The following is an 18668-nucleotide window of genomic DNA, read 5'->3' as shown; positions in this document are numbered from 1 at the left end:
GGCGATGGTTATCTTTGCCATCGAACTAAAAACCTGCCTGTGGCCGCCACAACCGATAAAGACAAAGTACGGCTGCTATTTGGCCTGAAGCTGAAGCAGCTCCGGCACGAATGCGGTTTATCGACCTACGACCTGGCCGCCCGCACCGGTCTGTCGCCGTCGTATATCAACGAGATCGAGAAGGGAAAGAAGTACCCGAAAATCGAGAAGGTGTTTGCGCTGGCCAAAGCGCTCGATACGGATTACGACACGCTGGTGTCGCTGAAGCTGAGCAAAACGCTGGAGCCCGTTGCCGAGTTGCTCAATTCCAACATTCTGAGCGAGTTGCCGCTCGCTATGTTTGGGCTGGAGCCCGGTTATTTTCTGGAGCTGATGGCCAGCGCGCCGGTCAAACTGAGTGCCTTCATCAGCACCCTGATCGAAATCGGCCGCAACTACGATCTGCACGTCGAGCAGTTTTACTTCTCGGTACTGCGGACCTACCAGGCCATGCACGACAACTACTTTGGTGAGCTTGAAGCCGAAGGCGGGCGCTTTCTGAGCGAACACACCCGCCCGGCCCGACTGGCCGATTATCCGGCCTGGCTGACGCAGTGCCTGCAAACCGAATACGGGTGTACGGTCACTGATTACAACGCTACTACCCAGCCGCAGCTGGCCAGTTTGCGGTCGGTATGGCTGCCGGAAAAAAACGAGCTGCTTATCAACACCCGGTTGTCGGCCGAGCAGCGCACCTTCACGCTGGCGCGCGAGGTGGCGTACCGGCGGCTGGCCATCACGGTGCGCCCCCTCGAATCGTCGGTGCTGGAAGCCCGCTCGTTCGACGAGGTGCTCAACAATTTCAGGGCGTCGTATCTGGCCCGGGCCATTCTGCTGCCGCCGGAATCGCTCGCTCAGGACCTGACCACCCTGCTGCACCAGCGCACCTGGCAACCCGACCGCCTGCTGCAGATCATGAAGCAGTATGCCGTTACGCCCGAAGTGTTTCTGCAGCGCATCACCAACGTGCTTACCCACCATTTCGGCCTGAAAGAGCTTTTTTTTCTGCGTTTCGACAACCGGGCCGATACGCAGCGGTTCCGGCTTACGAAGGAGCTGCACCTGAGCCGGCTGCACACGCCCCACGGCGTGGCGCGCGATGAGCACTACTGCCGGCGGCAGGTGGCGGTGTCGATTCTGAACAACCTGGCCGATCGGCAGCGGCAGCAGCGCTGGGACGGTACTCCGCTGGTGGGTGGCCAGATCACTACCTACGTGGCTACGGGTACCGAGTACTTTGTGATTTCGGTGGCCCGGTCGTCGCCCCCCAACACCGAAAACAGCAGCATCAACATCGGCTTCCCCATGAACGAGCAGTCGCGGGCGGTATTCGGATTTCTGAACGATCCGGCCATTGCCCGTACCGAGGTCGGCGAAACCTGCGAGCGCTGCCCCATTGCCGACTGCACCGTTCGGGTGGCGCCCCCCGTCGAGCTGGCGTCGCAGCAGCGCCGGACCGCCGTGCTGGACACCGTTGAGCGGTTGCGCCAGGGCTAGGCAAACGGTGCCGGGCGGAAACGGGCTTTTGCCGACTGGCAGGCGCTTGTTATCTTTCCCGATGGATTCGTCAACCCTGATTATCGTACTGAGCCTGTCGGTGCTGATCTCCTATGCATTCGACCTGTTTAGCAGCCGGTTTCAGATTCCGTCGGTACTGCTGTTGCTGATGCTGGGCATCCTGACCCGTCAGGTGACCGACTACGTAAGCGTCAAGGTGCCGTATGTCGACACTATTTTACCGACGCTCGGCACACTGGGGCTGATTTTACTCGTGCTCGAGGGGGCGCTCGATCTGGAGCTGACCGGCGAAAAGGTCGACGTACTGCGTCGAACCCTGCTGGCGTCGCTGCTCTCGGTAACCGGCACCATGCTGCTGCTGGCGGGCGTGCTGTTTCTGCTGCTCAACGATTCGTTTTACCACTGCCTGATTACGGCGCTGCCCTTTTCCATTCTGAGCAGTTCGATGGTGATTCCGACGGTGCTGAACCTGACGGGCGGGCAGCGGGAATTCATGGTGTATGAATCGGCTTTTGCGGCTACGCTGGGCGTACTGGCCTATAACTTTCTGGTACTGAGTCAAACATCGGTGCTGGGCGGGGTCTGGGCCTTTGCCCGCGATACGCTGGCGATGGCGTTGCTCTCGCTGGGCTGCTGCTTTCTGCTGCTCTACCTGATCGGGCGCATCAACCACCGGATCAAGTTTCTGCCCATTATTTCGGTCCTGTTTCTGGTCTATGCCATCGCCGAAATAAACCAGCTTTCGTCGCTGCTGCTGATTCTGATCTTCGGTCTGTTTCTAAACAACACCGAACTCTTTATCCGGGGGCGCCTGAGTCTGATTCTGAAAAACGATCTGTTCGAAAAGGAACTCGATCAGCTCAAAAACCTCACGGCCGAAGGCTCATTCGTAGTCCGTACGTTCTTTTTCCTGATTTTTGGCTATTCGGCCATACCGGCCCAGCTGCTCGATATCGATGCCCTGATCGTGAGCCTGCTGATTATGGTGATTGTAATCGGGTGGCGCTGGGTGACACTGCGCATTACCTACCAGGGCCCGTCGAATCCACTGATCTGGATTGCTCCGCGGGGACTCATTACGGTACTGCTCTACCTCAATATTCCGCCCAGCCTGCGGCTGCTTGGTTTCCGCGATGGCATACCGATGCTGGTCGTCGTGCTGTCGGCGCTGGTCATGATGACGGGGCTGCTGGGCTACCGGGGGCGCAACAGCACCTAGGGCGTTGCCGGGCCCGGGGGTTACAGATACCGCAGAAAGGCCCACCACCGCCGGCCGCGCAGGTAGTGCAGATCAGCATCGTTGGTAAAGGCTTCACGCTCGAAACTGATGTTTCGGTACGCTTCGTAATGGTCCCTGAACTGAAACCGGCGCACGACGTATTCGATCAGGTACCACAGGTAGAACGGTATAATGCCCATCTCGGCCTGCTGCCGCAGGTGAATGCGCTCGTGGTTGACCAGCACCGGACCGGGGTTGGGCTGCCGAACCAGAATAAACGGAAACAGCGCCATGCCGTCGGGACCCAGTGATGGGATGCGAAGAATAAATCGGGAGTTGGCCATTCCTGAACAGTGACAAACTGACGACCTCAGGGCGAGGCAACGACAGTAAATCGCTACTACTATAAAGACAAAAAAAGTCGGGCGCCGGTTCGACGCTCATCTGTTATGCTATTACTTCTGACTGGACTTTTCGTGGTTGGTTACGTACTCGTTACGCTGGAACATACCATCCACATCAACAAAACGGCGACGGCGCTCATCACGGGCGTTGGGTGCTGGGCCATTTACGCCCTGATGGCTACTGACCCGGCCAGCGTGGCCCATCAGCTGACCGAACACCTGGGCAGCATTGCCGAAATTCTGTTTTTTCTGATGGCCGCCATGACCGTGGTCGAGCTGATCGATGTGCACGATGGCTTCACGCTCATCACCGACCGCATTGCCAGCCGAAACACCCGCACCCTGCTCTGGATTATCAGCCTGCTGACCTTTGTTCTGTCGGCCCTGCTCGATAACCTGACTACGTCTATCGTGATGGTGTCGGTGCTGCGCAAGCTCGTGCGCGATGGCCGGCAGCGGCAGGTGATGGCCGGTATGGTCATTATTGCGGCCAACGCCGGGGGGGCCTGGTCGCCCATTGGCGACGTTACGACCACCATGCTCTGGATTGGCGGTCAGGTCAGCACGGTGTCGATCATGGGTTCGCTGCTGCTGCCGAGTCTGGTGGCGATGGCGGTGCCGCTGGCCCTGCTCACCTACCAGTACCGACCCGATGTGCAGGCCGTAACCACGCGCCCCAACAAGGGCGTGAGCCGGCCTTACATCACGCCCACCGCCCGGCGCGACCGCCGAACCATGCTGGCTATCGGGCTGGGGGGAATGCTGTATGTACCCATCTTCAAAACCCTGACCCACCTGCCGCCCTACATGGGCATGATGCTGGTGCTGGGTATTATCTGGGTGGCTTCGGAACTGATTCATAAAGATAAAGACGAAAGTGAGCGCAGGAAACTGACGGCGGCCTACGCGCTGAGTCGGATCGATACGCCCAGTATCCTGTTTTTTCTGGGCATCCTGCTCGCCGTTGGCACGCTCGAAGCCACCGGCGTGTTGCATGGCCTGGCCGAAGGCCTCAACCAGTCAGTGGGCAATCTTGATGCCATTGTGCTGCTGATCGGGCTGGTATCGGCCGTGGTCGACAACGTGCCGATTGTGGCGGCTGCCATGGGTATGTACGATCTGGCAGCCTTTCCGACCGATAGTAAACTATGGGAGTTTCTGGCCTACTGTGCCGGTACGGGCGGCAGTATTCTGGTCATCGGGTCGGCGGCCGGGGTTGCCGTGATGGGGATGGAAAACCTGGCCTTTGGCTGGTATCTGCGCCGAATCAGCTGGCTGGCCGGAGCGGGGTATCTGGCCGGGGCGGCTACGTTTCTGCTCCAGTATTATCTGCTTCACTAGCCCGGCCCGCTGGCCGGGATGTTATGGCGCCAATGTGCGTACTTTGTGGTTTAGGTTTTTGAATTCATGCTCTCCCAATTAGAATCCATCGACATTGTGGTGCTGGTGCTGATGCTGGCCATCATGCCCACGGCCGGTATCGTTATCGCCCTGCGCAAAAAAACGGCGGAAGATTACTTTCTGGCTGGCCGTAACATTCGCTGGTGGGCCGTGGCGGGCTCGGTATTCGGCACCAATATTTCGTCGTTTCACCTGATCGGGATGCTGGGTATCGGCTATTCGATCGGGTTTGTGCAGGCGCATTACGAGATTGTTTTTCCGGCCATTCTGCTGTTGTGCTTCGTGTTCCTGACCTCATACCGCCGGCTTGACGTGTTTACGCTCTCGCAGTACCTGGAGGTTCGTTACAACGACAAGGCCCGGCTGCTCTATACCATCCTGCTTATCCTGATCATTCTGGTGCAGCTGGTGGGTTCGTTCTACGTGGGCAGTATCACGCTACAGTGGTTATTCGGCGGCACCTCGTTTGCCATGTCCTACACCACCGGACTGGTGCTGATCGGCCTGATCACCTGCTCCTACACCATCTGGGGTGGTATGGAGAGCATCGTTATCACCGATACCATTCAGACCGTGATGATGCTGGCGGCTGGCACGGCCGTTGCCTACTTCACGCTCAGCCAGCCCGAGATCGGGGGCTTTCTGGGGCTGCTTGACCTCGACGCGGCTCAGCCCCGCCCCCTGCAGAAAATGCATCTCTACCTGCCCAGCAATCATCCCAACCTGCCCTGGACCGGAATCTTTACGGGGCTGCTGCTACAGCACTGCTTCAACTTCTCGACCAACCAGTTTCTGGTGCAGCGGGTACTGGCGGCTCAGTCTGACTCCGACGCCCGGCGCGGGGTTATTGCCAGCGGGTTTCTGAAACTGACCATTCCGTTTTTCAGCATTTCGGCCGGGGTAGCTGCGTTCTACCTGTTCCGCGCCCGCTTCGGCGACGCTACTGACTTCAACTCCGACAATGCCTTTCTGAAACTGGTCGAAACGGTGATTCCGGCCGGTACTGGGCTGGTGGGCATGATTCTGGCCGGGCTCACGGCGGCTACGTTCTCGTCGGTCGATTCCATGATGAATGCGGCTACGACGCTGCTGACCGTGGATGTGTACCAGAAATACGTGAACCCCCGGGCCAACGACCGGCAGATTGTGCGGTTCGGGCGGCTGATGATTGTGGTGATGGTGGTGGCCAGTATCGCGCTGGCCATGCTGACCTACACGCCCGACCGTACCAACAACTTCATGCTCAAGGTGTCGGCGCAACTGTCGTATTTTACGCCGGGCATCATGGTGGCTTTCTTTGTGGGGGTACTGTGGCGGGGGGCATCGGCGCGGGCGGCCGTGGTCGCTATGGCGCTGGCACCGTTGTTCGGGCTGCTGACCGAGTTTATCTACGATCATTTTCTGGGAACAAACCCGGCGGTGGCGGCCCTGTTTGGCCCAAAACTTAACTTCATGCACCGCGTACTGCTGACGTTTCTGCTGAGCCTGGGCACCCTGATCGGACTGAGCCGGACGGTATTCCCGAATCAGAACCAGACGGGCTTCGACCGGCTGCGTGTCGATCTCAACGCCGGGCAGCTGGCGCGGGCGGTGGGGCTATTTCTGGCCGTGCAGGCTGTGTTCGTGAGCCTGATTCTGCTGGGCGGCCTGTCGCCCCGGGCCGTGGCGCCCTGGGCGGCTCTGGCCACGCTGGGCCTGTTTTTCATGCCGGGTCGCCAGGCTGCCGACCCGGCCTCAAGCGAGCGGGGTGATTTGCGGTGGGGTGGTTTGCTCACCGCCGTTAGCATCGGCGTGCTCTATTATTTTGCCTGAGTCAACACAACCGGAGTTGGCCAGCCGTTGCCTGCAGGCGACTTGGAAAACAGCTGGTATAAGCAAGGCCCCGCCACTGGCGGGGCCTTGCCGGGTTTTAGCCGGTTGCATCAGGCGGTTATGCCCAGCCCGTACGATGCGGAGTAGATGCGGGCAAAACCGGTATCGCTAACCGACCAGCCCGATTTGAGGGCCGTATCGTGCAGCCACTGGTCGATGTCGGCCTGGCAGGCCCAGCCCTGCCGGTCGCGCAGGTATCGCTTCAGGGTCAGGGTCGTAATCCGGCCCTCGGCCGCAATCAGCTGGCTGGCCGCCGACTCGACAATGTAGCGGTTCACGCGTCTGGGTGGTTTTTTCATGTTCATCATCAGGATTGTTGTTGTTTGCTGTTCAGGCAGAGGCTATATGAAAAGGGTGTGGATAGCGAGGGTTAGCTGATGGTTTGTTTGAGCAGCCGGATTCGGTTGCGGAAGAACCCCACCGATTTTTCGCGGAAACGGCTCCGGTCGGCACTAAGGTCGTAGGCCTGCAACCGCTGTGGGCCGCTGGTATAGGCATCGAGCAGGGCATGCCAGGTGTCGGGCTGCTGAATGTGTGCCAGCATGGCCCGGCCCCGGTGCAGCAGCTTGTGCTGGCGGGGTGTCCAGCCACTGGCCCCCCGTACGCCCGTGCCGTGCAACAGCGTCAGCAGCGCATCGGGCCGGGCGGCCGGCAGCAGGGTATCGAGCAGAAAAAGGCCCAGTTCGACATCGAGCAACTGGCGCGACGACAGGGTCGGTGCTTTGCGAACCGACCGGTTGGCGGGCGTGGGGTGGGGGACGTTCATGGGGATGTTGGTTACTGGTCAGCGGGGTAAGAAACAGAAAAGGGTAGGGTGGTCAGGCAACGGCCCGTTCGAAAAGTAGCAGCCGTTCGCGCCGGTCGTACGAGCTGGCGTCGGGGTTTTGGCCCATGCGTCCCGTGGTCATAAACAAACGTATGTCGCTGCGGAGCGAAGCATATTTGGTGAGGGCCGAATACCACACCGCCCGGTCCTGGTAGGGCGCCAGCAGCACCCGTGCCCGACTCAGCATCTTGTGCTGGCGGGGTGTCCAGACGGGCCGCTCGCGGTAGGCGATGCCCTGCCCGGTGAGCAGGTTGGAGAGGGCTTCAGGCGGTGCCATGGGCAGCAGCTCGGCCAGCACAAACAAGCCCAGCTCGATATTCAGCAGGCGGTTGGCCACCCGGCCCTGCAGGCTGTGCCGGTAGCGCAGCCGGGTAGCGAGGGGTTCCTGCCACCGCATCAGGTTGGTAACCCCCGCCTGAACAACCGGTAGCCCCAGCGGGCGCCCGGCCAGTGGCAGCACGGCCTGCCCAATCGGTGCGATGTGATGAAAGGATGCGTTCATGAGTATCGTTGTTTAAAAAAATTGACAGAACAAAGTTCTACCGGGCAGAACGTAATCTTTTTACGGCCTTCTTTTTTGCCCCACTTTTTTTTTACATGTTTGCGACGGCCCGGTTTTGTTGCCCCGGCCCGAACGTCTAGCTGTTTCTGCGCGTATGCCCATTACCCGTTCTGCCTTTCAGCGGTACCGACTGATCGATGAAATCATCAGCCGGTATCCGCGCCAGTACTCCAAGCAGCGCCTGTTCGAGCTGTGCCGGGAGAAGTGCGGCATCCGGTCGCTGTCGTCGCTGGAGAAGGACATTCAGCGCCTGCGCGAAGACCACGATGCGCCCATCGCCTACGACAAACGGCGCAATGGCTACTATTACACTGATCCGCAGTTTCGGCTCCTGCGCCTGATGCTGAGCCCCGACGATATGGAAGCGCTCGATTATGCCCGGGAGGTGCTGGCGGCTACCCAGGGTGCTTCGGTCGCCGATGAGCTGACCAACGCGCTGCAGAAGGTGCGGCAGAGTCTCGATATTATCCGGGAGGTGAAGCGCGACGACGGTACCGGCACGACGCTGACCCGGCGCGTGGTGTATGTCGAAGAAAAAGTACTGGGGGGCAACCGGCAGTATGTGCCGGTGCTGATTCGGGCCATCAACCAGGAGCGGCAGATTCAGTTTCGGTACCGCAAACACGAACAGACCGATGGCAGCGCCCTCACCGACCCGGCCGGGCGGCCACCCCTGCGGAGCCTGCACCCGATTCTACTGCGTGAAGTAGGCGACAGCTGGTACGTGATCGGATACGATGAAAAAACGGCCCGCGAGCGCACCTTCGCCCTCGACCGCATGAGCGATCTGGACATCCTGCCCGAACCCTGTGCGGTGCCGCCGGCTGTGCTGGCCAGTGTGAGCGAGCTGTTCGAACATATTTACGGTATCACCGACAGCCACGGGCCGGTCGAGCAGATTCTGCTGTCGTTTACGCCCCTGTTTGGGCGCTACGTGAAGGCCAAACCCATTCACCAGACGCAGGAGGTAGTGCGCGACGACGATACGGCCTGCGTGGTGCGGCTTCGGCTGGCGCCCAACCGCGACCTGCTCATGCACCTGCGCTCGTATGGCGAGCACCTGACCGTGCTGGAACCCCAGAGTCTGGTGCAGGCCATGGCCGAGTCGCTGCGGGCCACGCTCGATCATTATACACCCGCCCCAACGCCCTGAGTCTATGGTATCGTTTACCGCTACACTGCGCCGGTTTGGCGCTAAAGGTGAAAAAACGGGCTGGACGTTTATCGATATTCCGGCCGCGGTGGCCGAAACGCTGAGCCCGGGCCAGAAAACATCGTTTCGGGTGAAGGGGCAGCTCGATGCCCTGCCGATCCGGCAGGTGGCATTGGTGCCCATGGGGGCCTCGGCCGGGAATGGAAGCGACGACGACGCGACGGGACCGTTCATCATGGCCATCAACGCCACCATGCGCCGGGGTCTCCGGAAAGAAGCGGGCGCTACGGTGCAGGTCGTCCTGCAGCACGACGACGCGCCCCTGCGGCTATCGTCCGATCTGCTGGCCTGTCTCGACGACGCACCCGATGCCCGGGCTTTCTTCGACACCCTGACGCCGGGGCATCAGCTGTACTTCAGCAACTGGATCGACAGCGCCAAAACGCTGCCCACCAAAACCAAACGGCTGAGTCAGGCGATCCGGGGGCTGAGCCTGAAGCAGGGCTACAGCGACATGATCCGGTCCACTAAAAATAACCCGACCTAAGGCTGCTTCCCGTACTTTTGCGGGATGAACATGCAAAACAAAACCGTCATTATTTCGGGCGCGTCGCGCGGCATTGGCCGGGCCACGGCCCTGCTGCTGGCCCAACAGGGCGCCAACGTGGTGGCCACGGCCCGCAGTGCCGACGATCTGAACACACTGGCTGCCGAACACGCCAATATTGCCGTGGTACCCGGCGATGTGGCCAGCGAAGCCGACATGGCGACCGTTGTGCAGACCGCCTTGGACCGCTTTGGCCGGATCGACGTGGTAATCAACAACGCGGGTTACGGCGTTTTCAAAAACGTCGACGAGATCAGCGCGACGGAGTGGGACGACCTGATGGCGACCAACGTGAAAGGTACGTTTCTGCTGACCAAAGCTGCCCTTCCGTCGCTGAAGGCGCAGGGGGCGGGGCATATTGTGGTGGTCGCTTCTGACGTGGCCAAGCGTACGTTCGCGGGTGGATCGCTCTACACCGCCAGCAAATACGCGCAGGAAGCCTTTATGGGGGCGCTTCGTAAAGAGGTACGGCCGTTTGGTATCAAGGTGAGCGGGGTCTACACGGGCCTGGTCGATTCGCATTTCCATGCCAAAGGCCACGGCCACGAAACGTCGAAAAATTACCTGCAGGCGCAGGACGTTGCCGAGTCGATGCACTACATCATCAGCCGGCCGGCTCACGTCGTCATCGACGAGTTTATGGTGCACCCCCTGGAGCAGGAGTATTAACTGTGTTGGAGAGTTGTATAGTTAGAGAGTTGTAAGGTTGTGGAGTTGGAGAGTTATAGGGTTGTAGAGTTATAATGTTATAGAGTTGTAGGAGTAGAAGTTCAGGGGGTTGTGGTGTTGCAGGCGTTGGTGCTTTGTGTGAAGGCTGACAAAATTCAGTTGTAAAACCTAACGTGGTAATTTTACAACCATCCAACCTTGCGACTAGCAAACTTTATAACTCTCCAACCCTACAACCATCCAACTCGATAATTCTCCAACTCGATAACCCTCCAACTCCCTTCTTCTCACAGTGTGTATTTCAGCGCGAGGTTCATGATGCGGCCTTCGAGCGGGGCCCAGATGGGGCGGAACGTGGGCTGGGTGACAGGACCCGTAACCACCGTTTCGTAGTTGGCCTGCTTCACGTTGAAGAGGTTTTCGGCGTTCAGTACCAGCCGCCAGTGTTCGTTGTAGTGGTACTCGGCAGCGCCCGCGAAAAACCAGTAATTGGCCACGTTCTGGTTGTTGTAGAGGTACTGTGATCCCACGTAACTCGACTCGATCCCAAACCGGAAGTGCTCATCTTCCCACGCCAGCGTGGTCGAAAACTTGTCTTGCGGAGCCAGCGGCAGATAGGAGTTGTCGGTGCTGCCGGCCCGCCGGGCGAGCGTGTGGTTGTAGCCCAGATAGAGTTCGTAGTCGTGGTATTCGAGCCGGACGTAGGTGTCGGTGCCGAGGCTGAATACGTTGTAGGGCGCGTTGATCAGCTGCGTATAAGCGCCCAGCGTGCCCGATGTGCTGGCGAAGGCCGAAACCACGGGCGAATTGATGTGGGTGTAATAAAATGCCTGATCGACCTGCACCGAGAGGCCGCTCTCGAACGATCGGGTGTAGGCAATGTCGATGTTGGTACCTACCGACCGCTCGGCCCTGACCACGCTGACATCGATTGGCAGCAGCCGCGGAAAGATCAGACTGACGTTGGGCTGGCCGGGTGTCTGGTTGACAAACAGATTTGGCGTTTTATAGCCCGTACCGACGCTGACACGCACCGTCCAGGCATCCGATGGCTTCACCTTGACCGATAACCGGGGCAGCAGAAAATTGCCAAAGGTATTGTGGTGATCGAGCCGCAGCCCGGCCTGCAGGGCTACTTTCTCGCCCACCTGCCAGTCGTCCTGCACGAAGCCGCCAATTGTCTGGTAAGTGTAATCGACGAGCCGGGTGCTGTCGGGGTTCTTGCGGAACGTTTCCGTTGTCAGGTTTCCGCCAATAATCAACTGCTGTTTGCCAACCCGGATCAGGTCGTTGGCTTCCAGATACACCGACGACTGGTTGCCGTCCGACAGTTTCTGATAATCGGTATTCTGACGATGGAACTGGCTGAAGGCCCCCTTCAGCGACAAGACATTGCTGGCCGAGGTAGTGTGGCTGGCGTTGAAGTCGACTGTATGGCGCTGCAGGTCGGTTATGTTCTGGTAGGCAGTGGGTTGCGTGCCGTCGAGGGCGGGCAGGTACCCCCCTTCGCGGTGCTCTTTGGTAAAGGAGTACCCTACGTTGAGCCGCGTCAGGTCGGTGGGGTTCCAGAAGAAACGCGGGTGTATCGTAAACTGCCGGATCATGGGGCTGTCGGTATAGCCATCGCCCGTTACATCCACGGCCTGCTGGTTTGTGTAGCCTGTAAAGAGCGTCAGCCCCATTTTACCGTACTGTTGCGCGTAGTAGGCGTTGCCATTGCTTTCTTTCAGACCCGACCGGTTGATGAGGGCCGTAAACTCAGGCTTCGCCGAGGTGGGCGTTTTCGAGACGATGTTGATCATGCCGCCAATGGAGCCCCCGCCGTAGAGCGTCGACACCGAGCCTTTCACCACCTCGATCTGCTTTAAATCGAGCGGGGGAATCTGCAGCACGCCCAGATTTCCCGAAAAGCCTTCGTAGAGGGGCAGCCCATCGCGCAGAATCTGGGTGTATTTGGGGTCGAGGCCCTGCATCCGGATGGCCTGGTTGCCGTTTACCGCCGAGGTGCGCTGCACGTGAATAATCGAGATGTCGCCCAGAATACTACTCACGTTGCCGGGCACCACGGCACTTTCCTCATCCATATCTGCCTGCCCCAGCACCTCGACTTTGATCGGCAGATCGTCGATGCGCGAGTTGGTGCGGGTAGCCGTTACGGTTACCTCATCGAGGGCTTCATCGGCGCTGTGCAGCCGGAACACCAGCGTATCGGCCGTGCCGAGCGAAAACAGGGCCGACTCGTAGCCGACGGCGCTGACGGTGAGCGTAGTTGTGCCGTTGGGCAATATGGGCAGCTGGGCGTGGCCGGTGGCATCGGTAACGGCACCCACCACGGGTTTAACCGTTGTGCGCACCGTAGCGCCGATGACCGGCTGCCGGGTCAGACTGTCTTCGACCCGAACGTATCGGGTGGTTTGGGCGAGGGCGGGCGTGAGCGCCAGGAACAGGCCCGTAACGAAAATCCAGCGTTTCATAAGATGGTTGCTTTCGGCGCAAGTCTACGGCGCAATTCTGAAGCAATCCTGACGATCAGGCAACGGGGTGCAGCCCCAGCGTGAAGGTGTGGGTCTGGGCGGCACGGTCATACTGGTAAACAATGGGCAGGGCATAGCGCTGGGCAATCTGCCTGACCAGGGCCAGCCCAAGGCCGGTCGAGTCGGGGCGGGCGGGATGTTTCACGAACCGGCCGAACAAACGCTCTTCGGCGAAGGGAAGGGGTTCGCCACTGTTGCTCACCAGCAGGTAGTCGGGCGTCAGTACAACCCGCACCTGTCCGCCTTCGGTGCTGTGGCGGGCCGCATTCTTGAGCAGGTTGGTCAGCAGCACCCCCAACAGTTGCCGGTTCATCCGCAGCAGGACGCCGGGTGTCAGCGACTGGCTGACGGTGAGTTGCCGGTGCTGAAAAAAAACGGCGTAGTCGGCCAGCAGAGCGGGCAGCAGATCGCTCAGATTCAGCGCTTCGGCATCGGCAAACTGCTGGTTTTCGACCTGGGTCAGCAGCAGCAGCGATCGGTTGAGCTGGTTGAGCCGACCGAGCGCGTCGGTAGCCCGTTGCAGATGCTGCCAGTCGGGTTCGGCCAGTCGTTCCGACTGCATCAGCATATCGAGTTCGGCCGAGGCAATGGCGAGCGGGGTCTGCAGCTCGTGCGACGCGTTTTCGGTAAACTGCTTCTGAAGCAGAAACTGCCGGCGCAGCTTCCGGGTAAGTTCGCCCAGCGACTGATTCAGGAGGTTGAACTCCTGCACCCGGCTGGTCGGCAGGGCGAGTTCAGTCGGCTGGTCGAGCCGAAACGCACCCAGCTGGGCAATGGTGGCGTGAAACGGCCGCCAGAGCCGGCGCGACAGACTGAGCCCCAGCACTACCGACGCGCACATCAGCAGCAGAAAACCCAGAATAACCCCAGCCGACATGATGCGGGTCAGTTCGTCGAATTCGTCGTAGGGTTGCTGCAGCTGAATGGTGTACCAGCGTCCGTAAACAAACTCGGTCTGCTGCAGCTGCCGGAACGGAATGGGCTGCTCGGGGCGCAGCGGGTTGGGCAGCTCACGGTCGGCATAGGCAGGCGGGCGGGGGCCGGGGCTGGCCGTGATGCGCAGCGAACTGCCCAGGGCGGGCGCAATGGGGGCACCCGGCGGTAGCTGCCGCAGCTGCTGCGCCACCCGCCGAACGTCGTGGTCGAGCATCTCATCGACCTCGTGGCGAATGGTGCGGTGAATAAGCACATAAAAGCCAACCGAACCCAGCAGCGCCAGGGCCAGTGCCGACAGCAGCAGGTAGCGGGCCGTTTGGCTGAGCAGGCTCATGCGGCTGGCTGGGTAGTGAAGAGGTAACCCGCACCGTAACGGGTCTGGATGTAGTCGGGGCACCCGGCTGCGATCAGTTTCCGGCGCAGATTCTTGACGTGCGTATACAGAAACTCGTGGGAGTCGGCCATATCCATGGCGTCGCCCCAGACATGCTCGGCAATGGCTGCCCGCGACAGTAGCCGGTCGGCGTTGGTAACCAGAAACAGCAGCAGCTCGTATTCTTTGCCGGTTAGTTTCAGGTCGTTGTTGCGCACGCTGACCCGCTGCTGATCGGGCCAGAGCGTAAGCAGCCCGGCATCGACCCGCACCTGCCCGTCGAACAGGCGCCGGCGCAGCACGGCCCGGAGCCGGGCGTTCAGTTCGGGCAGGTGAAAGGGTTTGGTCAGGTAATCGTCGGCGCCCGCGTCCAGCCCGGTCAGCTTGTCGGTGAGGGCGTCTTTCGCTGTGATCACGATGATGCCTGCCGGCGACCGGCGCGCCTTCAGTTCACGCACCAGATCGAGGCCGTTGCCATCGGGCAGCATCAGATCGACTACCAGACAGTCGTACGCGTAGTCGTGGGCGTGCCGGGCCGCCAGCTGGTAGGTTGGGGCTACCGTCACGATAAAGCCTTCGCTTTCCAGATACTGCCGAATGGCATCCTGCAGCGCGGGTTCATCGTCGACCAGCAAAATCTTCATGGGCTTCAGCGTTCGTAGTTTGCTGGCCGGGCGACCTGCCTGCGACCAGCAAACTACGAAAAATAAACGAGCCTACTGGCTCCACTCGGTTGGGGTACGGTCCCAGCGGTGGCCTTTCAGTTCGCGCAGCAGATCGGGGTTCAGGCCCTGCCCGTCGCTGACGGCCGTATTGGCGTCGACGTTGCGGAGCTGGCGCATACCGGGTATGGTGGTGTGTACGTCGGGGTTGCTCAGGATAAACCGCAGGGCCATCTCGGGCATGGTCATGCCGGCCGGAATAAGCGGCTTCAGCGCGTCGGCGTGGTCGACACTGCTGTTGAGGTTTTCCGGAACGAAGTAGGTCGAGCGCCAGTCATCGGCGGGGAAGGTCGTTTCTTTCGTGAAGGTGCCGGTAAGCGTGCCTTCGTCGAAGGGTACGCGGGCAATCACGCCCAGGTTCAGCTCGCGGCAGAGCGGGAAGAGCTGGTCTTCGGGATTCTGGTCGAAGATGTTGTAGATCACTTGAACGGCGTCGATCATACCCGTCTTCAGGGTTTCGAGGCTGTTGTTGGGCTCCCAGCGGTTAATGCTGATGCCCCAGGCCTGCACTTTGCCCTGCTGGGTCAGTTTCTGGATAGCTTCCTGCCACTCGCTGCGCTGCGCCCAGTTATCTTCCCAGACGTGAAACTGCATCAGGTCGATGGTGTCTAGGCCAAGGTTTTGCAGGCTTTTGTCGGTATACTCGACGATGTAGTCGGCCGGAAAGACGTCGTTCAGTTCAAACTGGGGTTTCGACGGCCAGATTCGGTTTTTGGGCGGAATCTTGGTGGCTACGTAGAGCTTCTTGTCGGGATTGCGTTTGAGCAGCTCGCCCAGAATGCGTTCGCTGAGGCCTTCGCCATACCCCCAGGCCGTATCGAAGAAGTTACAGCCCCGTTCAATGGCGCGGTCGAGGGCCTGGTCGACAGTGGTGCGCTCGGAGCCTGTCCAGCCGGCCAGTCCCCACATGCCGTAACCAATTTCTGAAACGTTCCAGCCCGTGCGGCCAAATGTGCGGTAATTCATGAAGGGTTTAGTTTGTGGTTTGCGGTTCGTAGTTTGTGCGTCAGCAACTACAGACCACAAACCACGAACCACCAACTAAGTTCACGGCCCATGCTTATCCGAATCGTTCGTATGACGTTCCAGCCCGGGCGGCTGGCCGATTTTCACGCCATCTTCGACGCATCGAAACACCACATCCGGGCGTTCCCCGGCAACCGGCACCTCGCGTTGTTGCAGGACCCAGACAACCCCGCCGTCCGGATGACCTACAGCCTCTGGGACTCGGCCGAAGCCCTCGACGCCTACCGGCACAGCGAGCTATTTCGCACCACCTGGGCCGCTACCAAAGCCCTGTTTGCCGAAAAACCCATTGCCTTTTCGGGTGAGCAACTGGAGGAGGTTTAATGAAGCAGGTAATCTGTACGCAGATTATTGAAATTTAGAGCCAGGATGTTTTGTCCCTGTAAGTAATAGCAGAAATTCAGGTAGTCGGTCAATACGAACAGGTTATCGGCGGCAACCCGGTGTATAGATGCATCACTCAACCCAAATTTCAGATAGCTTTTTGAGTGGCTACTCATCGTTTCGTTACTCGCTGGTAACAGTTCTTCCATTCGCTGAGTCAGTAGTTTCAGGATTTCTAATCCTTGCCGCTGTTGCTTCGTTTCACACCCGATAAGATTGCTAACCTCAGTTAGAATATGTGGTGTTGTAAAAAGCGTACTGAACTGTTCTACAAAAGAAAGTAATAGTCTAAAGTCGGACGTGGTGTAAGCGCTCAAACGTTTGTTTCCTGCAATAGCGGCTTCGCTTATCGATCCGATCACTAACAGGACCAGCAGGTTGGTATCAATAAGAAGCCCGCGCGCCTTTTTCAAGTCAGTTAGGGTCATTTCCGAGTACCCTTATCTTCATCGATTCAACGTGTCCATCATCAGTGCTCACTTTAAATAATTTGTATTGTCGTTCGAATTGTGGGGTTAAAATACTCGAAACGGTGAGCGGATTTTTTTGGTCCGCTTTTACAGGAAAACTGAGTGTTATCAGCCAATTGCGACGTTCAGCGTCAAGTTCTACTTCTTCGATTAATTCCCCCTGTATATCAGGATAAATGTCTTTGTAGAAGGCCAATGCACTGTGGGCGGCTTCTTTAACCGAAAGCATAACAGATAGAGTTGTAGCGTTTTCTATGTCCATGCTAAACTAATGATACATTGGCACAAGTTCCAGATAGAATTCGTACCGATGTCTACGTATAATTAACGCTTCACCAGACGCAGGTCGAGTTGCTGAATCAGGGCCGGCACTTCGGGGGTGAGGGTGAAGAACACGTCGATAGCCCCCCGTTCGCCGGTAATCCGGTACGTGCCGCGCAACTGGTTTTCGGGCAGCAGCTCACCCACGGCTTTGATGGCGCCGATCTCGTCGAACAGGGTTTTTGCTGCCTGCCGGCGCAGGGCAACCGACTGGTCGGGAAAGAAGTTTTCGGCGAAGATGCCGCTTTGCTCGGCCCCGGTCCAGTCGGGCAGTAGCGTCAGCAGCTGGGCTTTGCGCTGGGCCAGTACGGGCGAAACGGGCAGCTGCCGGGGCGTCAGGCCCGCCATCGACACCAGCGTATCCATAACGGCCCAGTTGATGGGACTCATGCTGGCGTAGGTGAGGTTGCCGAACGCCATCACCCCAATGCCGTAGTCGGGCATGATCCACCACTGACTGCCGAAGCCAGGCAGTCCGCCCGTGTGGCCCACGTACGTACGATCCTGGCAGTCGTGGCTCCAGCGCAGTCCGTAGGCGTAGCTGCTGGTCATGGCGCAGGCGCGACCCGACGGGTACCGAAAGGCGCTGTTGAGGCTGCTGAAGTTGGCCGGCAGCTGCATTTCGCGGATGCTCGACCGACGAACCGGTCCCGTTTCGGCGCCGTTGCGCGGGGGCCAGGCCTGCTGGTGAATCGCCATGTAGCGGGCAAAATCCTCGACCGACGTAATAAGCCCGCCCATGGCGCCGTGCGAGCCGTCGTGCAGCAGGGCTTCTTCGCGCCACTGTCCGGCTTCCCAGCGGTAACCATGAGCCAGCTTATCGGCCGGCACATCGGCATACTCCCAGCGGGTATGGGTCATGCCCAGCGGTTTCAGAATCGACTCGGTAATGTATTGCTGGTAAGGCTTGCCCGACACGTTGGTCAGGATGCGCCCCAGCAGCACAAAGCCGAGGTTGCTATACTCATAGGCTACGCCCGGCGCGTTCGACAGCGAAATACCGCCTTCGATCAGTTTGGTCAGGTCGGCTTCGGAGTCGCCCAGCTGCCGGTCGCCGTAGGGGTTGTCTTCCGGGAAACCAGCCGCGTGGGTCAGCAGGTGGCGAATGGTGATGCGGGGGGCGTCGGCGGTGAGGTAGCGTAGTTTCTTCAGTTGAGGAACGTACTGCTCGGCGGGGTCGTCGAGCCGCAGGCGTCCTTCGTCGCGCAGCTTCAGAATGGCCATGGCCGTCAGGCTTTTGGTCATCGAGGCAATGCGGAAAAGCGATGTCGGTGATGCCGGCGTTTTCTGGTCGAGATTCGTAAAGCCAGTGCTGCCCGCTTTCAGCAGCTGCCCATCGACCACCAGCCCGAAAACAAGCCCCGGAAAGTGATTTTTGGCGGCATAGTCCTGATACATTTTTTCGACCACGGGCCAGGCCTGTTCGAGTTTACTTCGTCGGCTGGCGTCGGTAAACACGGGGGGCTGGTAGGTCGCGACGGGTTGAGGGATGGGCTGGGCCAGGGCCAGACTGCCTGACAGCAGGGAAAAACCGAAAAAGGAAGCGATGCGCATGAGGAACAAGCCGATTGTAAAAAAACGAACATAGCGGTTTTTGCACAGGATTGCAGCCCGCGGGCCGAAGAAGGGATG

The 18668-nt window shown here is 59.3% G+C and carries 19 protein-coding genes; 8 read left to right on the top strand and 11 right to left on the bottom strand.

All coding sequences use genetic code 11. The features are described 5' to 3' along the window. Positions 1–39: 39 nt before the first annotated feature. Both ACYVAC_RS15095 and ACYVAC_RS15090 read left to right on the top strand, forming a co-directional pair. Complete coding sequence (locus ACYVAC_RS15095; RefSeq protein ID WP_461098576.1) at positions 40–1536, top strand: helix-turn-helix domain-containing protein; 1497 nt, start codon at positions 40–42, stop codon at positions 1534–1536. 61 nt (positions 1537–1597) lie between these two features. Further along, on the top strand, positions 1598–2776 hold the full coding sequence (locus ACYVAC_RS15090; RefSeq protein ID WP_461098575.1) for a sodium:proton exchanger: 1179 nt from the start codon (positions 1598–1600) through the stop codon (positions 2774–2776). A gap of 20 nt (positions 2777–2796) precedes the next feature. On the opposite strand, the gene ACYVAC_RS15085 is transcribed toward ACYVAC_RS15090, so the two are convergent. Continuing rightward, entirely contained in the window at positions 2797–3120 is a 324-nt protein-coding gene (locus tag ACYVAC_RS15085; protein ID WP_461098574.1) for a hypothetical protein, read from the bottom strand. A 105-nt stretch (positions 3121–3225) separates the two neighbouring features. On the opposite strand from ACYVAC_RS15085, the gene nhaD reads away from it, so the two are divergent. Together nhaD and ACYVAC_RS15075 are read left to right on the top strand one after the other, a co-directional pair. Further along, positions 3226–4521 carry a sodium:proton antiporter NhaD gene (nhaD, locus tag ACYVAC_RS15080; protein ID WP_461098573.1) on the top strand — a complete coding sequence of 432 codons (1296 nt, stop codon included), beginning with the start codon at positions 3226–3228 and terminating at the stop codon, positions 4519–4521. 66 nt (positions 4522–4587) lie between these two features. Continuing rightward, positions 4588–6393 carry a sodium:solute symporter family transporter gene (locus ACYVAC_RS15075; RefSeq protein ID WP_461098572.1) on the top strand — a complete coding sequence of 602 codons (1806 nt, stop codon included), beginning with the start codon at positions 4588–4590 and terminating at the stop codon, positions 6391–6393. Between the two features lie 110 nt (positions 6394–6503). Here ACYVAC_RS15075 and ACYVAC_RS15070 read toward each other — a convergent pair whose 3' ends face one another. The 3 genes from ACYVAC_RS15070 to ACYVAC_RS15060 all read right to left on the bottom strand — a co-directional run bounded on the left by ACYVAC_RS15070 (position 6504) and on the right by ACYVAC_RS15060 (position 7781). Continuing rightward, positions 6504–6752 (bottom strand): hypothetical protein, encoded by a 249-nt coding sequence (locus tag ACYVAC_RS15070; protein ID WP_461098571.1) that lies wholly within the window; start codon positions 6750–6752, stop codon positions 6504–6506. 71 nt (positions 6753–6823) lie between these two features. Then, a complete protein-coding gene (locus ACYVAC_RS15065; RefSeq protein ID WP_461098570.1) occupies positions 6824–7219 on the bottom strand; it encodes a pPIWI_RE_Z domain-containing protein in 396 nt (131 codons plus the stop codon). Between the two features lie 52 nt (positions 7220–7271). Then, entirely contained in the window at positions 7272–7781 is a 510-nt protein-coding gene (locus tag ACYVAC_RS15060; RefSeq protein WP_461098569.1) for a pPIWI_RE_Z domain-containing protein, read from the bottom strand. A gap of 154 nt (positions 7782–7935) precedes the next feature. Here ACYVAC_RS15060 and ACYVAC_RS15055 point away from each other — a divergent pair, with 154 nt between their 5' ends. Genes ACYVAC_RS15055 through ACYVAC_RS15045 form a run of 3 tightly spaced genes read left to right on the top strand, consistent with a single transcriptional unit; the run spans position 7936 to position 10270 of the window. Then, entirely contained in the window at positions 7936–8994 is a 1059-nt protein-coding gene (locus tag ACYVAC_RS15055) for a helix-turn-helix transcriptional regulator (RefSeq protein WP_461098568.1), read from the top strand. Between the two features lie 4 nt (positions 8995–8998). After that, the gene (locus tag ACYVAC_RS15050; RefSeq protein WP_461098567.1) at positions 8999–9541 is read left to right on the top strand and encodes a DUF1905 domain-containing protein; all 543 of its coding nucleotides are present in this window, start codon (positions 8999–9001) and stop codon (positions 9539–9541) included. Between the two features lie 24 nt (positions 9542–9565). Continuing rightward, positions 9566–10270: an SDR family oxidoreductase gene (locus ACYVAC_RS15045; RefSeq protein WP_461098566.1), complete on the top strand. Its 705-nt coding sequence runs from the start codon at positions 9566–9568 to the stop codon at positions 10268–10270. A 287-nt stretch (positions 10271–10557) separates the two neighbouring features. Here ACYVAC_RS15045 and ACYVAC_RS15040 read toward each other — a convergent pair whose 3' ends face one another. The 4 genes from ACYVAC_RS15040 to ACYVAC_RS15025 form a co-directional block, all read right to left on the bottom strand. Further along, a complete protein-coding gene (locus ACYVAC_RS15040; protein ID WP_461098565.1) occupies positions 10558–12744 on the bottom strand; it encodes a TonB-dependent receptor in 2187 nt (728 codons plus the stop codon). Positions 12745–12799: 55 nt separating this feature from the next. Beyond that, complete coding sequence (locus tag ACYVAC_RS15035; protein WP_461098564.1) at positions 12800–14074, bottom strand: sensor histidine kinase; 1275 nt, start codon at positions 14072–14074, stop codon at positions 12800–12802. Next, complete coding sequence (locus ACYVAC_RS15030) at positions 14071–14757, bottom strand: response regulator transcription factor (protein ID WP_461098563.1); 687 nt, start codon at positions 14755–14757, stop codon at positions 14071–14073. Before ACYVAC_RS15030 ends, ACYVAC_RS15035 begins: the two co-directional genes overlap by 4 nt. Positions 14758–14829: 72 nt before the next feature. Next, positions 14830–15801 carry an aldo/keto reductase gene (locus ACYVAC_RS15025; RefSeq protein WP_461098562.1) on the bottom strand — a complete coding sequence of 324 codons (972 nt, stop codon included), beginning with the start codon at positions 15799–15801 and terminating at the stop codon, positions 14830–14832. A gap of 90 nt (positions 15802–15891) precedes the next feature. Here ACYVAC_RS15025 and ACYVAC_RS15020 point away from each other — a divergent pair, with 90 nt between their 5' ends. Continuing rightward, a complete protein-coding gene (locus tag ACYVAC_RS15020) occupies positions 15892–16185 on the top strand; it encodes a putative quinol monooxygenase (protein WP_461098561.1) in 294 nt (97 codons plus the stop codon). On the opposite strand, the gene ACYVAC_RS15015 is transcribed toward ACYVAC_RS15020, so the two are convergent. The 3 genes from ACYVAC_RS15015 to ACYVAC_RS15005 all read right to left on the bottom strand — a co-directional run bounded on the left by ACYVAC_RS15015 (position 16182) and on the right by ACYVAC_RS15005 (position 18590). Beyond that, entirely contained in the window at positions 16182–16658 is a 477-nt protein-coding gene (locus ACYVAC_RS15015) for a PIN domain-containing protein (protein WP_461098560.1), read from the bottom strand. The genes ACYVAC_RS15020 and ACYVAC_RS15015 overlap by 4 nt on opposite strands. Position 16659: 1 nt before the next feature. Next, complete coding sequence (locus ACYVAC_RS15010) at positions 16660–16944, bottom strand: hypothetical protein (RefSeq protein ID WP_461098559.1); 285 nt, start codon at positions 16942–16944, stop codon at positions 16660–16662. Positions 16945–17039: 95 nt separating this feature from the next. Continuing rightward, a complete protein-coding gene (locus ACYVAC_RS15005) occupies positions 17040–18590 on the bottom strand; it encodes a serine hydrolase domain-containing protein (protein ID WP_461098558.1) in 1551 nt (516 codons plus the stop codon). Positions 18591–18668 lie beyond the last annotated feature (78 nt).

The sequence above is a fragment of the Spirosoma luteolum genome (genome assembly GCF_054778875.1).
This window is presented reverse-complemented; position numbering and strand designations above follow the sequence as displayed.